The sequence below is a fragment of the Nocardia sp. JMUB6875 genome (genome assembly GCF_041154655.1).
In the GTDB taxonomy this organism is placed as follows: Bacteria; Actinomycetota; Actinomycetes; order Mycobacteriales; family Mycobacteriaceae; genus Nocardia.
Map to the genome: position 1 here is coordinate 14,609 of NZ_BAAFGR010000003.1, position 14,532 is coordinate 29,140.

Consider the following 14,532-nt stretch of genomic DNA (forward strand, 5'->3'; position numbering starts at 1 on the left):
ATGGGATTTTTCCGGCCGCGCGCTCCGGTGGATCAGCTGGAGCGGATCTGGGTCGAGGAGATGCTGCGCTGGTGCGCGGCGGAATTCGGTCCGCGCACCCTGCGCACGCCGGTGGTTCTGCCCACCTCGGACTTCTTCCCGGATGCCTACAGCGGGTCCCACGCGGAGGTGCTGGCCGTGGTCGATCGGGTGGCCGGGTACATGGGTGTGGGCCGGGATCGCATTGTGGTGGAGTTCGACTCGGTGGGCCCCAGCCTCTCCGATCAGCTCCCGTACCTGGCGGGATCGCCGAGCCACGAGGCCGGGCACTACCGGGTCGAACACGGCCGGTCGGTGGTGTCGCTCGAGCTGGGGCGGTTGCGGTCGCCGATCACCCTGGTGGCGACGATCGCCCATGAGCTGGCCCACGAACGCCTGGTGGGGGAGCGCCGCATCGACCCCGAGCGGCACGACGGTGAGCAGCTCACCGATCTGGCGACCGTGTTCCTGGGGCTCGGCGTCTTCAATGCGAATGCGGCGTTCCAGTTCTCGCAGAACAGTCGCGGTTGGCGCTGGCAGCGTCTCGGTTATCTGTCCCAGCCGATGTACGGCTATGCGCTGGCCTGCTGGACCGTCATGCGCGGGGATCCGAAACCGGCGTGGGCACGCCATCTTGATACGAATCCCCGCGTCTACATGAAGCAGTCGCTCAGATACCTGCGTGCCGATCCCGACGCCCTGCCCGAATGGCGTGCCGCCTTCGAATCCTGACCGTCACGCCGTGCTGCTCGCGCTGCCGTTCTCCAGGTGACCGGCGAAATGCCTGACCCAGGCGGAGTTTCCGGCCAGCGTGAGGGTGAGGTCGTACCAGCCCTGGTCGAGCGGCGCGGTGATATCGCGTTCGGCTCCGGCGTCGATGGTCATGGCGGAACCGCCGCCCACCTGGACGGTCAGCGCCGATGCACCGGAATTGCGCACGGTGACAACGAAAGTGGGTTGACCGGCGCTGCCGCCGACCGCGGCCGTCGCGGCGAGGGCGGCGGTTTCGGTCGTGCCCGAGGCCTCGACCAGGAATCCGTTGGGCGCGTGGACCGCGAAGTCGTAGGAGCCGCCGATTTGGAACCGCTCCTGGGCCGTGCCGCCCGCGTCCACCACGGTCTGGCGGATCGAATTGTCATGGTAGGCAAAGGTTTGGAACGGCATGGCGACCGAACCCTGATTGCCGTACCGGACCGTCGCGGTCGACCCGGCCACCTCCAGCCACGCGACCGGCTGATACGGCAGCGGCCGCGCCTTGGCCCGACCCCCGTCCTGCACCGGCATCTGCTGCCCGCCCGGCGACGGCGGAGTGGGCTTGGGCAGGTTCGTCTGCCCGGCCGCGCGGGCGCGCTCGGCATTGGCGTCGGGCAGCGTGGGAATGCTGGTGTCGCGCTTGCCGAAATCGAAGCAGCTGGTCAGGTCGCCGCACACGGCCCGCCGCCACGCCGAGATGTTCGGTTCGAAGACGCCGGTCCACTGTTCGAGGAAGCGCAGCACCGAAGTGTGGTCGAACACTTGTGAATTCACCCAGCCGCCGCGGCTCCACGGCGAGATCACCAGCATCGGCACGCGCGGCCCCAGCCCGATCGGCGAACTCCCGCCCAGCAGTGCCCCGGCACGGCTGATGAGCGTGTCCATCCCCGCCGAACCCGATGACATGCCCAGCGTCGCCGAGCCGGAATTCAGGTCGGTCCCGGTGATTTCGATCGACGGCAGGATCTCGTCCGGAGTGCCCGGCGGCGCGGTCGGCGGCACCAGATGATCGAAGAAGCCGTCGTTCTCGTCGTAGTTGACCAGCAGGACCGTCGACTCCCACAGTTTCGGGTTGTCCCACAGCGCCTTCAAGACGCGCTGGATGTAGGCGGCCCCGTCGGCCGGACGATACGCGGGGTGCTCGGTGTAACCGGCGGGCGCGACCACCCAGGACACCTGCGGCAGACTGCCCGCGGCACAATCGGAAATGAACTGCCGCAGAGCATAATCGACATCGCTGCCGTCCACCCCGGCGGGCGCGGGCGTCATACCGGTTGTGGTCACCTTGGCCCGGTCGGCCAGCTGCCGCACCGCCGGATCGGACGAGGCCGCCGCGTCGTGATAGGCCCGGAACAGCCACAGCGGGTTGTCGCCGTAGTCGCCGAGGAAGGCATTGCCGCTGTGCGAGTCGGCGTACACCTGCCACGAGATCCCGGCCTGCTGCAGGCGTTCCGGATAGGTGGTCCAGCGGTACACAGGCCGGTAATCCGGCGGATTGGACGCCGCGGGTCCGCCCGCGCGCCCGGCCGCGTCGATGGTGCCGGTCCAGTGGAACAGCCGATTCGGCGTGGTGGGTCCCTGAATCGAGCAGAAGTAATGGTCGCAGATGGTGAACGCGGCGGCCAGGGCGCGATGGAACGGAATATCGGCCTCGGTGAAATAGCCCATGGTCATCTTGGACTTGGCCGCGATCCACGAGTTGTACGCACCGCCCGCCCACGCCATGTGCGTGGTGTTCCAGTCGTGCGCCAGATCGCCGAGATCCTGCCCGTCCACCCGGGTGGTGTCGACATGCCAGGGCAGCAGGAATCCGGTGCTGCTGAACGCATCCGGCTGATGGAAGGCGTCGCGGCGGTCACCACCCGCCGACCCGCTCGCACTGCCGGTCCCCGCCGACCCGCTGCCCAGATCGGTTCCCGGCCCGCCCGCCAGCGCGGTATCCATGGCCGCCTGCAGGACCGGGTCGTAACCGCCCGCGGGCAACCGCACGGCGCGCTTGTCGCCGAAACCCCTGACACCGCTCATGGTTCCGAAGTAGTGATCGAAGGACCGGTTCTCCTGCATCAGGATCACCACGTGCTGAACCTGATCCAGTGAGCCCGCACGTCCCGGTTCCGCCAGCGCCTCGGCCATGCCCTCGGGCAGTCCGGCCACGCCCGCCGCACCCGCGGCCAGCATCGAACCCAGTACCGTCCGCCGATTCGTTCTGGCGAATCCACGTCTCATCAGAAATCTCCGATCCGTCGTCCGTCCCCAGCCTCTCGGCGCGGCAGACGCTACCGTCCGGTCCCCGAACTCGCATTGTCGGCGTTCGCTGTCCGGCGGAGTTGGCCTGATGATCACCCGGCGGTCATGTGGCGATGACACCGTGGCCTGGTGCGGATGGAGACGATGCGCGACGGTGCGGAGTCGGCGCGCACGCCTCGGGCGGTGCGCTGGTTCCATCTGGTGTGCGATCGGGTGGTCGCGCTGCTCCCGGCCCGGCTGCGGCGGCACGTCGCGCCGACCTTCGTCGGCTACCTGCTCGTGAGCGCCTTCACCTTCGGCGTGGACCTGCTGCTACTCACCGCATTGCACGTGGTGGCGCCGCTGCCGATCGCCGTAACCGTCGCCTACTGCACCGCTTTCGGGCTCAGCTACCTGCTCAACCGCACCCTCAACTTCGAATCCCACGCGGCCGTCGGCCCCCAACTCGCCGTCTACGTCGTAGTGGTCCTGCTCAACTACCTGATCTTCATCCTCGGCGTGACCAGCGCCGTCGCCGCCCTCGGCCTCGACTACCGCCTCGCCCGCATCCTCGGCGCCCTCGGCGAGGGCCTGTTCATGTACACCTCGATGCGCTGGATCGTCTTCCGGAATTGGACCTGACACACATTCAGGGGTAGGTGTGGCTTACCTTGGCAGCCGTGAGTTATGCCGAGGCTGTGCCCAATCTGCTGATCTGCCTGCGGGAGGGACTCGAGGCGGGGTTGGTGGTGACCATCCTGCTCGCGGCCGTGCGCCGGCTGTCCACGGCCGAGCGGCCGGTGTCGACCACGCCGGTGTGGCTGGGGGTCCTCGGCGCGGTGTCGGTGGCGGCGAGTTTCGCGGCGGTGCTGACCTATTCGACCGCTGTGCTGACCAGTTCGGCGCGGGCGGCGGTGGCGGGCGTGCTGAGCGTGCTGGCCGTGGCGTTGGTGACCGCCATGATCTTCTGGATGCGGCGCACCGGGGCCTCGCTGTCGGGGCAGCTGCGCGGCGAGGTGGCGCGGGCCGCCGGGCTGGGTGCGGGCGTGCTCGCGGTGACGGCCTTCCTGGCCGTCGGGCGTGAGGGGCTCGAGACCACGCTGTTCGTGTGGACCGCCATCAAGGCGGCCGGATCGACGGCGGTGCCGCTGGTGGGCGCGGCCGTCGGGCTGGTGCTGGCGATCGCGCTGTGCTGGTTGCTGTTCCGGCAGTCCGTGCGGCTCAATCTCGGTGTCTTCTTCAACCGGACCGCGGTGCTGCTCATCGTGATCGCCGCGGGCGTGCTCGCCTACGGTCTGGGTGACCTGCAGGAGGCGGGCTGGCTGCCCGGCGCGCGCTGGATCGCCTTCGACCTGACCGCGCATGTCGATCCGAATTCCTGGTGGGTCTCGATTCTCACCGGCATCACCAACCTCTCGCCGAAGATGACGGTGCTGCAGGTGGTGTCGTGGATCGCGTACCTGGCCACGGTGATTCCGCTGTTCGTCCGGGCGGGCCGCGTGGAGCGCCCTGCCACGCCCGTTGCGGCCGAGCCGGAATCCGAAGCCGCGCACGCGGACTGGTGGGAGCGCGTCGCCGGTCCCCGCCCGGTGCTGGTCGGGGCGACGCTGGTCCTGGTTCCGGTGCTCGCCGCCGTGACCGCCATCGCGCTGCTGCCGTCGGCCGGTCCGAATTCCGCCGAGACGGTCACCGTGACCGCCGATGCCTGTGCGCCCGAATGGACTTCGGCCAGCACCGGCACCCAGACCATCTCCGTGCACAACTCCTCGGGCAAGTCCGGCGAGATCGATCTGGTCGACGCCGACGGCGCGGTCGCGGGCGAGATCGAGAACATCGGTCCGGGCACCACCGCCGAACTCACCGCCACCCTGAATCCGGGCTACTACACCATCGTCTGCCTGATGTCGGGCCGTCCCGCGCTGTCCTCGCCGCGCGTGCGGGCCACCGGGCCGCAGACCGACGCGCCCTTGGCCTTCAAGCCCGCACGCACCAGCGATCTGCGCGGCCCCAATGACGCCTACCAGGCCTACGTGCGGCAGGTCCTGATCCGGCTCACCGCCGCCGTCGGCACGGTGGGCCGGGATATGAGGGCGCGCAATATCCCCGCCGCACAGGCCGATTGGCTGCTGGCGCAGCAGGAATGGGAGCGGGTCGGCGCGTCCTACAACAGCTTCGGCGATGCCGGGACCCGCGTCGACGGACTGCCCGGCGGCCTGCCGGGCGGTGTCGACGATCCGGACTTCACCGGCATGCACCGGCTGGAATACGGCCTGTGGCACGGCCAGAGCCCCGAGCAGCTGCTGCCCGTGGTCGACAAGCTCGGCGTCGATATCGCCGCCATTGCAGATGGTCTGACCAGCACCGATATCGCGGGCGATCCGGCCACCCTGCCGATTCGCGCCCACGAGATCCTGGAAGACGCGCTGCGCGACCATCTCTCGGGCCTCGACGATCTGGGCGGCGGCGCGGCCTATCCGATGACGCTGGCCGATATCGAGGTCACCCGCGTGGTCCTGGACCAGCTCGGCCCGCTGGTCGACGAGCGCGACCCGAAGCTGCGCCCGGAACTCACCGCCAAGCTCGAGAAGCTGCGCGCGGCGCTGCTGGCCACCCGGGACAACGGCCGCTGGCGCGCGCCCGCGCAGACGCCGCAACCGGCCCGGCAGGCGGTGGCCGCCGCGCTGGGCGGGGCCTTGGAGTCGCTGGCCCGGGTGCCGCGGCTGCTGGAAACCAAAGCGAACTGACTCTCACCGAAGGACTTCCACCATGACTGTCAGCCGCCGCCGCTTCCTCTCCGGCGCCGCCGCGGGCGCGGCCGGAACCGCCCTGACCGCGGGCGTGCTCGTCGAGGGTGCCCGGGTCGACGCCGCGTCCGCGGGCGGGCAGGCCGCACTCACCCCGGCCTACCCGTTCCACGGCGAACGCCAGGCGGGCATCCTCACCCCGGCCCCCGCCGATCGCCAGAACGCCTCCTGCTTCGCGGCATTCGATGTGACCGCGGCCGATCGCACGGAATTCACCGAGCTCATGAAGACGCTGACCGTGCGCGCCCGCGCCCTCACCACCGGTGGCGCGCCGCAGGATCCGGGCCCGAGTTATCCGCCCGCCGACAGCGCGGTGCTCGGTCCGGATATTCCGGCAGATGGTCTGACCATCACCACCGGCGTCGGTGCGAGCCTGTTCGACCAGCGCTTCGGCCTGGCCGATCGCAAGCCCGCGCACCTGACCCCGATGCGGATCTTCCCCGACGATTCCCCGGACCCGGCGTGGCTGCACGGCGATGTGCTGCTGCAGCTGTGCGGCCACAATCCCGACACCGTCCACCACGCCATTCGCGACATCACCCGCCACACCCGCGGCGCGCTCCAATTGCGCTGGAAGATCCAGGGTTACAACTCGCCGCCGCGCCCGTCGGGCACCGGGCGCAACCTGCTCGGCTTCAAAGACGGCACCGCCAATCCGACCGGCTCCGGCGCCGCCGACCTGGTCTGGGTCGACGCCGCGGACGAACCGGCCTGGACCAAGGGCGGCACCTACCAGGTGGTCCGGCTCATCCGCATGCTCGTCGAATTCTGGGACCGCGTCTCGATCGCCGAGCAGGAGAACATGTTCGGGCGTCGCCGCGAATCCGGTGCGCCCCTGGACGGTTCGAAGGAATTCGACATTCCGAACTACGCCGCCGACCCCGACGGCACCGTCATCCCCGCCGACGCCCACATCCGCCTGGCCAACCCGCGCACGCCCGAGACCGACAACCAGCAGCTGCTGCGCCGGTCCTACAACTACGATCTGGGCGTCGACCCGAACGGCAATCTCGCCACCGGCCACATCTTCACCTGCTTCCAGCAGGACATCCAGCGGCAGTTCGAGACCATCCAAACCCGTTTGGCCGGTGAGCCTTTGACCGACTACGTGCAGCCCTTCGGCGGCGGCTACTTCTTCGTGCTGCCAGGCGTCGTCGATGCCAACGACTGGTACGCCCGCGCGCTGCTGTCCTGACCGGCGGCGCTCACGCGGGCTCGGCGGCGAGCAGGTATCCCGAAAACCAGGTCGGGAAGGCGCGGCGCAGGGCGGCGGGCCCGGTGAGCGTGATCAGGTGCTCGCGCAGCAGGTGCGCCCAGCTCACCTCGCCGAGCCAATACCGGGTCAGCGCCTCGAGATTCGCCTCGATGTGCAGGGCGACCGGGTGCCCGCCGTCCTCGTCGCAGACGGTGACGTCCGGTCGCCTGGCCAGCAGATAGTAGGGCCGCCGATCGCGTTCGGTGAACCGGAATTCCACGAGAGTCGGTGCGGTGGGCAGGTTTTCGGGCACCAGCCGCCGGTGCAGGTCCCACAGGAGCGCGTCGGGGTCCAGATGCTCGGGCAGCAACCCGCGCGGATCCCAGCGCGCCGCCCACCCGCCGAGCTCCTTCAGCAGCGGCGTGAGGGCCTGTCCGGCCTCGGTGAGCGCGTAGCCGTCACCGTCGCGAGCCAGGACACCGGCGCGTTCCAATTCCTTCAGCCGCGTGGACAGCATGGTCTTCGAAATGCGCGGGATGCCGCGCTGGATATCGCCGAACCGCCGTTCGCCGAGCAGCAGTTCCCGCACGATCAGCAGGCTCCACCGCTCACCGAGCACCTCCAGCGCCCGCGCGATGGAACAGAACTGGCCGTATCCACTCATGACCGCCCGTATCCACTCATTCCACGATGGTACGGATTCCGTACCGCCCGGCTCGCGGGTGCCCGCTAGTTTGGCCTTGTGAACAGCGAGAACCCCGAAACCGGCCTGGACTTCCTGCGCGCGATCATCGACGGCCGCCGCCCGCAGCCGCCCATTTCCGCCACCCTCGGCTTCGAACTCGTGGGCGCCGAGCCCGGACTGGCGATCTTCGAGGGCGAGACCGGCGAGCACCTCTACAACCCCATGGGCTCCGTCCACGGCGGCTACCTGGCTACCCTGCTGGACTCCGCCCTCGGCTCCGCGGTCTGCACCCTGCTACCCGGCGGGTCCGGCTACACCACCGCCCAGCTCAATGTGAATCTGGTGCGCCCGGCCTTCGCCCACACCGGCAAACTGCGCGCGACCGGCCGGACCATCCATGTCGGGCGCACCATCGCCACCGCCGAGGCGCAACTCATCGGCGTCGCGGATGGCAAGCTCTACGCCCACGCCACCACAACCTGCGCCATCTTCGGCCCGAGGTAGCGGCTAGGCGCGGTCCGAGGCCGGCACGGTGCGCAGGTGGAAGTCACCCGGATCGGGTTCGGCGAGCATCGATTCCATGGTGGCGCGGTCGAACGGGAGCAGGTCGATGCTGCCGCCCTCGGTGAAATACCAGGAGTTGCAGCCGGTATTCCACACCGTCGGACCCATGGCCTCGGCGACCTCGGATTCGAAGCGCCCGGTGGCTTCCTCGGTGACCTCGACGGTGTCGAATTCGCCTGTGCTCCAACGCTGAATCCAGCGGGTGATGTAGCGGGCGGTGACCTCGGCGGCATGGTGCAGCGGGATCGATCCGGTGGGGGAGTGCGGGCCGAGAACCGTGAAGAAGTTGGGGAAACCCGGAATCGCGGTCATCCGATAGGCGCGCGGCCCCTTCTCCCAGGCGTCGTCGATCGAAATGCCCTCGCGCCCGGTCAGATTCATCGGCCGCATGTAATCGTGGGCGCGGAAACCGGTGGCCAGCACGATCACATCGACGTCATGGTGACGGCCGTCGGCGGTCCGGATGCCGGTCGGCGTCACCGCGTCGATGGCCGTGGTGACCAGCTCGGCATTGCGGGCACGCAGAGCGCGGTAGTACGTGCCCGACAACACCTGACGCTTGCACAGTGGCTCGTAATCAGGCGTAAGTTGCTCGCGCAGTTCGGGTTCGGCGACCTGCGCCCGCAGGCTCAGGCGCGCGTACTCCTGCACCGCGCGCCGCCGCCAGCTCGGGCGGGTGACCACATCGGTGAACAGCTTGGCCCCGGCCATCCCCGCCTGGTACAGCGCGCGATTCACCTGCGGCAGCTTGTTCAGAACCGCACCGACGAACGCAGGCTGCGGAATCTGCATGGGAGCCCAGATGACCCATTGTGGACTACGTACGAAGTGGGTGATGCGCTCCGCCTTTGGCTGCAGCGCCGAAACCACCTGCACCCCGGTCGATCCCGTACCCAGCACCGCGATCCGCCGCCCGTCGGTCACCAGCGAGTCGTCCCACCGCGCGGTATGCACCAGATCGCCGGTGAATTCCCCGAGCCCCGGAATATCCGGCACCGCCGGATGATGCAGCACCCCGGTCGCCGCGATCACGAAGTCCGCCTCGTAACGGGTCCCATCGGCCGTCTCGACCTGCCACTCGGTCCCGGTGAAGTTGGCCGCCACCACCTCGGAATTCAACCGCACATGCGACCGCAGCAGCCCGTGCCGCCGCGCCACATCCGCCAGATACCGCTGAATCTCCGGCCCCGGCGCGAACACATGCGACCAGTCCGCCTTGGGCGCAAACCCGAACTGATACAGCTGCGACGGCACATCACACGTCAGCCCCGGGTAATGGTTCCAATGCCACACCCCGCCGACATCGGACCCCTTCTCCAACATCACGAAGTCATGAAACCCATTGCGCTGCAGCGTAATAGCGCTAGCGATCCCGGACACCCCGGCCCCGATGACGACAATACGAGGCTGCCGTGGCGCGCCCATCCCCAACCTCCTCGTTGGATACCTGCGGAACTCAAATACTGACGGTATTTGGAATCGCCAGCGATGTCAATCGACCGAGGTCGGGGTTGTTGCGGTCGACGGGGGCGGCCTTGCCGAGGTAGACCGGTCGGGGCAGGGGCGCCGGCCCGGTGAGCGATCTCACCGCGACCGGGACGGCGTTGGGGGACACAGCTTTACAGGTGGTCATCCGAATGCCATCCGCGCGTCACCCCCTCGGCACGGTGACCGGCGGAAACTATGTCTCGCACCCGGTGCCGGACGATGAGCCTCCACTCGCCCGGTGTCCGCGCTCGACGCGAAACCTCCGTCTGCCTTCGCGTCCGCCCCACGGATTCGCGGACACCTTCCGGCGCCGGGTGCGCCCTCGTCGTGCCAATGGAGGTCTCGATGTTCGAATCGTGCTGTTCCACCCATGAATCGGCCCATCTGCTGCGGGCGCGCTACGGCCTACCGGTCGAGATGTTCGCCGACCGGCCCCTGATCACCATCGGCGCGGCGATCGAGGCGCTGACCCTGCCCGAGCCCCTCGCCCGCCAGGTCCGGCTCCGGGTGTCGTGGGTGCCCTCGGCCCCCGCCATCGCCGACCCCCGCGACCGCCGCTGGACCTTCCTGGTGGCCCCGCCGCTGCCGTATCACGCTGTCCCGCAACGACTCCGGAGATTCCTGCAAGACCACGGCGTGACCATTCCCGCCCGCGGCAGCCGGATCCTGCTGCCCACCTCGGACGAGCCCTCGGGCTGGCACTGGGCCGGCGAACCCGAACCCGGCCGCCTGTGCCTGCCGCACCGGGCGGTGCTGCTGGCGGCCGTCCGCCTCGCGATCCTGCAGGGACCCGACCGCGTCCCGGCGTGACCCGCCCGGTTACGCCTCGATCGGGAGGGCCGGGTGGTGGCGGCGCATGGCCTCGGCGACCTCGTGCAGCGAGGCTCGGACGGTGCGGGTGGAGATCGTCACCGGGCTGTAGCCGATGCCCCGATTGGCATGTCCCAGTACGCGTTTGACGAGGGAGGTGCGGGTCAGGTAGGCGTCCGGGTCGTGCAGCAGGACCTCGAGGAAGCGGTGCCCGCCGACCTCCTGGACGCGAATGCGGTCGATCTCGGCCCACGCGAGCGATCCGCGGCGGTGATGGGTGAATCCGGTGGGGGTGATGACCAACTCGGGTGAGCGCCGAACCAGCAGTGCGAGGGTGACGGCGAGGTAGGTCAGGAAGAAGAAGGCCGCGAGCAGCCCGACGAACATCGCGCTCGCCTCCCCGGTCTGGAAGAGCTTCACGCCGATCGCGATGAAGAACAAGGCGCCCGCCGCGTACATCAGGATGCGGGGCTTCGACGAGTGATAGACGGTGGCGGCGCCGTCACGGGTGTGCACGGGGTCAAGAATATGCAGTTGAGAGCGGTTATCGTCAAATTGTGGAAAGGCTGTCGGTCGGTTCGCGGAGCAGGTCACGCGACAGCAGGGTGGCCCCGGCGATGGCGCCGGGCATCAGGAACACGGCTACCACCGGGATCAGGAAGGCGAGCCCCAGTGGAAGCCCGAAACCCCAGGTCAGCCACCGGCGTGACCGCAGCAATGTCAACTGCTCCCGCAGCTGTATTCCGCGCCGCTGCAACGCGACCCCGGTCAGCTCCTGGGCGAGGAAGAACCCGGTGACGAACACCGCGATCACCGGCACCACGGTCTGCCCCACCACCGGAATGAACCCGAGCACGAACAACAACACCGCCCAGAGCAGAGCGCGCACCAGGATCCGGACACCGTCGCGAATCCCGATCCACACCTCCCGCCACAGCGGCAGCCCCGATTCCGGCGCGGTACCGTCCGGCGACACCGACCGATCCACCCGCTCGGAGATCGCCTCGTAGAACGGCTGCCCGATCAGCAGTGTCACCGCCGTGAACGTCAGCACCGCCACCAAGGCGACCAGCGCGATCAGCCCCACGGTGAACAACCCCCGGAACAATCCCAGCCACGGACTGGGCCACCCGTCCGCGAACCCGGTGAGCGAATCCACCAGATCCGCGCCCCACACCACCATGGCGACCACCGCCGCCCCGTACAGGACCAGCGTGATCAAACCCGGCAACACCCCGAACCAGAACTGCCGGGGATGCCGCGCCATCCATCGCTGTCCCAACAGGAGGTACCTGAACCCCGCCCCGAAATCGCGCATGCCGGAACGATACTGTCAGCGGGGGTCCGCCACGAGCACGACCTTGCCGGTGACGGAATGGGATTCGGCCGTGGCGAGGGCCTGCGCGGCCTGCGAGAGCGGGAACCGCGCGCCGACCTGCGCGGTCAGTTCTCCCTGCGCGGCCAGCGCCAACACCGCGCCGAGATCCTCGGCGAGCTGGGTGCGGAACTTCGCCAGGCGGCGCTTACCGGCCCAGATGTTGTAGAAGTGGGTGTGGCGGCCGTTGGGCAGCGCGTTCCACCACAGCAGGCGGCCGATCAGCTTCAGCACCGGGAGCCGGGAGTTGCCCGCATCGTCCTTGGTGGCGGCCGTGCCGTAGGAGACCAGCGTCCCGCCGTCGGCGAGCAGCCCGAACGAATCGACAATGCCCGCCCCGCCGACGTGATCGAACACCGCGTCCACGCCCTCGGGGGCGAGCGCCCGCACCTGCGCGACGATGTCGCCGCGGTAATCCACCGGCTCCGCTCCCAGCGCCCGCACCTGCTCGGCATTGCGCGCCGACGCCGTCCCGATCACCCGCGCCCCGGCCAACCGCGCCAACTGCACCAGCGTCGACCCCACACCCCCGTTGGCCCCGTGCACCAGCACGGTCTGCCCCGCCCGCACCTTCGCGATCCGATGCAGCATCTGCCACGCCGTAATCCCGTTCACCACAAAGGTTTCCGCATCGGCGGGATCCAACCCGGCGGGCACCGGCACCAAATCGGCAGCATCCAGTAGCGCATGGCTACTCCACCCGCCGATCTTCGTCAGCGCCGCCACCCGCGTCCCGACCAACCCCGCATCGACTCCCTCCCCGACGGCCGCAACCGTCCCCACCAGGTCATACCCCGGTACAAACGGATAAGCAGGCTGGTCGTAGTACTTCCCCCGCCGCATCTGCTGCTCGGCGAACGAAACCCCGCTGGCCTCAACCCGAACCAGCGCCTGCCCCCGCCCTGGCGCAGCGATCTCCCGATGCGTGACAAGCAGCCCCTCGGGCTCAACCTCCCCGGGCAGCACGATCTCCAGGGCAGTGGTGGTTTTGATCGACATCGTCTCGATCCCTTCGCCTATGAGTGATTGGTCAGTCACTGTTACATGAGTGACCGTACACTCACTCTCTGAATCGGCGCAATCCCCAGCGGACTTGGATACGGGATCAGCGAGGCTGGAGAGTGATGCGGGCGTTGTCGGCGGGGCTGAGGCCGGTGTGGAAGCGGCGTGGGGGTTCCAGGTGGCCGGGGGTGGTTTCGATGCGGCGGTGTTCGAGGATTACGCGGAAGAGGATTCGGGCCTCGGCCAGGGCGAATTGGGCGCCGAGGCAGCGGTGGGGGCCGGCGCCGAAGGTGAGCCAGGTGTGGCCGTTGGGGCGGTCGGTGAGGAAGCGTTCGGGGCGGAAGGTCAGGGGGTCGGGGTAGTGCTGTTCGGATTCGTGGATGAGGAGGACGGGGACGATGACCATGGCGCCCTTGGGGATTGCTACGCCGTTGATGACTGTGTCGCGTAGGGCGCGGCGACCGGTGAAGGGGGAGACCGGGCGCAGGCGCATGGTTTCGGCTACGACGGCGTCGAGGTAGGCGTCGAGGCGGTCTCGGTCGCCGGAGTCGGCGGCGGCGTCGAGTTCGGCCATGGCCTCGGGGTGCGCGGCGAGCATGGCGGCGATCCAGCCGAGGGTGATCGCGGTGGTTTCGTAGGCGCCCAACAGGACTCCGCGCATATTACGGGCCAGGGCGATGTCGTCGTGCTGGTCGAGGTCGGTATCGATATAGCGGGACAGCATGTCTCGGCGGTTCTCGGCGTGGCCGGGGGTGGCTCTGCGCGCGGTGATCTCCTCGATGATCACCGCATCGACATCGGCTTCGCGGCGCTGCAGCGGGAAATAGGGCGGGGTGTAGCCGCCGAGGAGCGGGGTGAGCAGGGTGACGGCGAGGAAGCCGCGGCTTTCGATTTCGCCGAACCACTGCCGCACCGCGTCCCGCAGGCGTTCCCGGCGGCCGGGCGCCACATCGCCGAAGACGACGCCGAGCAGCACGCCGATCGCCAGATCGTAGCCGACTCGCAGGAACTCGATCGGCTCGCCCACCGGCCAATTCGGGAGTTCACGCTCGACCACCTCCACCATGAGGTCCTCGTAGGAGCGCAAAGCCTTGCTCTGGAAGGGCGGTGAGAACAATCGCCGTTCCCGCCGGTGCGCCTCGCCGTCGAGGAAGATCAGGGTCTCTTTGCCGAACATGCGGTCGTGACTGGAGAGGCGGCTCAGCAGTTGCCCGATCGAGAAGTCGTCGTGGTTGGCGAATACCTCACGCACATCGTCCATGTCGTGGGTGACCAGCATGGTGGGGAATCCGGGCGCCGAGACCACGAACCGTTTTCCCAGGTCCAGCAGTGGGGATTGGTGCGTGCCGGGCCGCAGGAGTCCGCCGAGCCGGCCGATGTGGCGGGTACGAAGCCGAGGCAGCTGGTTCAGCGATATCGCGGTCTGGAGCACGCAGCCATCTTCGCCACTGGATCGACTCCGCGCAATTACGAAATTCCCTTGGCCACAATGATTGTCGTATTCTGTCCGCCCCTATTTTTCGGGGCCCCGGTGGGAGATCTTTGATCTCGCCCAGGTCCGGCGGCGGTGGAAGGATAGCTCTGTCGTGGCTCGGTTTTCCGTCAGAGGAAG

At 68.7% G+C, this 14,532-nt stretch carries 13 protein-coding genes; 6 read left to right on the forward strand and 7 right to left on the reverse strand.

The window, feature by feature from the left end:
- A complete protein-coding gene (locus ACAM49_RS01310) occupies positions 1–750 on the forward strand; it encodes a hypothetical protein (protein ID WP_369633590.1) in 750 nt (249 codons plus the stop codon).
- A 3-nt stretch (positions 751–753) separates the two neighbouring features.
- Here ACAM49_RS01310 and ACAM49_RS01315 read toward each other — a convergent pair whose 3' ends face one another.
- The gene (locus ACAM49_RS01315) at positions 754–2,997 is read right to left on the reverse strand and encodes a phosphocholine-specific phospholipase C (protein ID WP_369633591.1); all 2,244 of its coding nucleotides are present in this window, start codon (positions 2,995–2,997) and stop codon (positions 754–756) included.
- A 156-nt stretch (positions 2,998–3,153) separates the two neighbouring features.
- On the opposite strand from ACAM49_RS01315, the gene ACAM49_RS01320 reads away from it, so the two are divergent.
- From ACAM49_RS01320 to efeB, 3 genes are read left to right on the forward strand one after another with little or no spacing between them, the layout of a single operon-like run.
- On the forward strand, positions 3,154–3,639 hold the full coding sequence (locus ACAM49_RS01320; protein WP_369633672.1) for a GtrA family protein: 486 nt from the start codon (positions 3,154–3,156) through the stop codon (positions 3,637–3,639).
- A gap of 38 nt (positions 3,640–3,677) precedes the next feature.
- Positions 3,678–5,741 carry an iron uptake transporter permease EfeU gene (gene efeU / locus ACAM49_RS01325; RefSeq protein ID WP_369633592.1) on the forward strand — a complete coding sequence of 688 codons (2,064 nt, stop codon included), beginning with the start codon at positions 3,678–3,680 and terminating at the stop codon, positions 5,739–5,741.
- 22 nt (positions 5,742–5,763) lie between these two features.
- A complete protein-coding gene (efeB, locus tag ACAM49_RS01330) occupies positions 5,764–6,996 on the forward strand; it encodes an iron uptake transporter deferrochelatase/peroxidase subunit (protein ID WP_369633593.1) in 1,233 nt (410 codons plus the stop codon).
- A 10-nt stretch (positions 6,997–7,006) separates the two neighbouring features.
- Here the strand turns inward: efeB and ACAM49_RS01335 are convergent, their stop codons facing one another.
- Positions 7,007–7,660, reverse strand: coding sequence for a winged helix-turn-helix transcriptional regulator (locus ACAM49_RS01335; RefSeq protein WP_369633594.1), 654 nt, complete (start codon positions 7,658–7,660; stop codon positions 7,007–7,009).
- 78 nt (positions 7,661–7,738) lie between these two features.
- On the opposite strand from ACAM49_RS01335, the gene ACAM49_RS01340 reads away from it, so the two are divergent.
- Positions 7,739–8,185 (forward strand): PaaI family thioesterase, encoded by a 447-nt coding sequence (locus ACAM49_RS01340; protein WP_369633595.1) that lies wholly within the window; start codon positions 7,739–7,741, stop codon positions 8,183–8,185.
- A gap of 3 nt (positions 8,186–8,188) precedes the next feature.
- Here the strand turns inward: ACAM49_RS01340 and ACAM49_RS01345 are convergent, their stop codons facing one another.
- Entirely contained in the window at positions 8,189–9,670 is a 1,482-nt protein-coding gene (locus ACAM49_RS01345) for a flavin-containing monooxygenase (RefSeq protein WP_369633596.1), read from the reverse strand.
- Positions 9,671–10,078: 408 nt separating this feature from the next.
- Between ACAM49_RS01345 and ACAM49_RS01350 the strand changes: the two genes are divergently transcribed.
- A complete protein-coding gene (locus ACAM49_RS01350) occupies positions 10,079–10,543 on the forward strand; it encodes a hypothetical protein (RefSeq protein WP_369633597.1) in 465 nt (154 codons plus the stop codon).
- A 9-nt stretch (positions 10,544–10,552) separates the two neighbouring features.
- Here the strand turns inward: ACAM49_RS01350 and ACAM49_RS01355 are convergent, their stop codons facing one another.
- From ACAM49_RS01355 to ACAM49_RS01370, 4 genes are all read right to left on the reverse strand, one after another.
- The gene (locus ACAM49_RS01355; protein WP_369633598.1) at positions 10,553–11,059 is read right to left on the reverse strand and encodes an STM3941 family protein; all 507 of its coding nucleotides are present in this window, start codon (positions 11,057–11,059) and stop codon (positions 10,553–10,555) included.
- A 34-nt stretch (positions 11,060–11,093) separates the two neighbouring features.
- Positions 11,094–11,861 carry an EI24 domain-containing protein gene (locus ACAM49_RS01360; protein ID WP_369633599.1) on the reverse strand — a complete coding sequence of 256 codons (768 nt, stop codon included), beginning with the start codon at positions 11,859–11,861 and terminating at the stop codon, positions 11,094–11,096.
- 15 nt (positions 11,862–11,876) lie between these two features.
- Positions 11,877–12,917: a medium chain dehydrogenase/reductase family protein gene (locus tag ACAM49_RS01365; protein ID WP_369633600.1), complete on the reverse strand. Its 1,041-nt coding sequence runs from the start codon at positions 12,915–12,917 to the stop codon at positions 11,877–11,879.
- Between the two features lie 106 nt (positions 12,918–13,023).
- Complete coding sequence (locus ACAM49_RS01370; RefSeq protein WP_369633601.1) at positions 13,024–14,352, reverse strand: cytochrome P450; 1,329 nt, start codon at positions 14,350–14,352, stop codon at positions 13,024–13,026.
- Positions 14,353–14,532: the final 180 nt, after the last annotated feature.

Excerpts from the sequence above, each read along its gene's own strand:
- ACAM49_RS01310 (WP_369633590.1), top strand. The coding sequence starts at position 1 with ATGGGATTTTTCCGGCCGCGCGCTCCGGTGGATCAGCTGGAGCGGATC.
- ACAM49_RS01315 (WP_369633591.1), bottom strand. The coding sequence starts at position 2,997 with ATGAGACGTGGATTCGCCAGAACGAATCGGCGGACGGTACTGGGTTCG.
- ACAM49_RS01320 (WP_369633672.1), top strand. The coding sequence starts at position 3,154 with ATGGAGACGATGCGCGACGGTGCGGAGTCGGCGCGCACGCCTCGGGCG.
- efeB (WP_369633593.1), top strand. The coding sequence starts at position 5,764 with ATGACTGTCAGCCGCCGCCGCTTCCTCTCCGGCGCCGCCGCGGGCGCG.
- ACAM49_RS01335 (WP_369633594.1), bottom strand. The coding sequence starts at position 7,660 with ATGAGTGGATACGGCCAGTTCTGTTCCATCGCGCGGGCGCTGGAGGTG.
- ACAM49_RS01345 (WP_369633596.1), bottom strand. The coding sequence starts at position 9,670 with ATGGGCGCGCCACGGCAGCCTCGTATTGTCGTCATCGGGGCCGGGGTG.
- ACAM49_RS01350 (WP_369633597.1), top strand. The coding sequence starts at position 10,079 with ATGTTCGAATCGTGCTGTTCCACCCATGAATCGGCCCATCTGCTGCGG.
- ACAM49_RS01360 (WP_369633599.1), bottom strand. The coding sequence starts at position 11,861 with ATGCGCGATTTCGGGGCGGGGTTCAGGTACCTCCTGTTGGGACAGCGA.
- ACAM49_RS01365 (WP_369633600.1), bottom strand. The coding sequence starts at position 12,917 with ATGTCGATCAAAACCACCACTGCCCTGGAGATCGTGCTGCCCGGGGAG.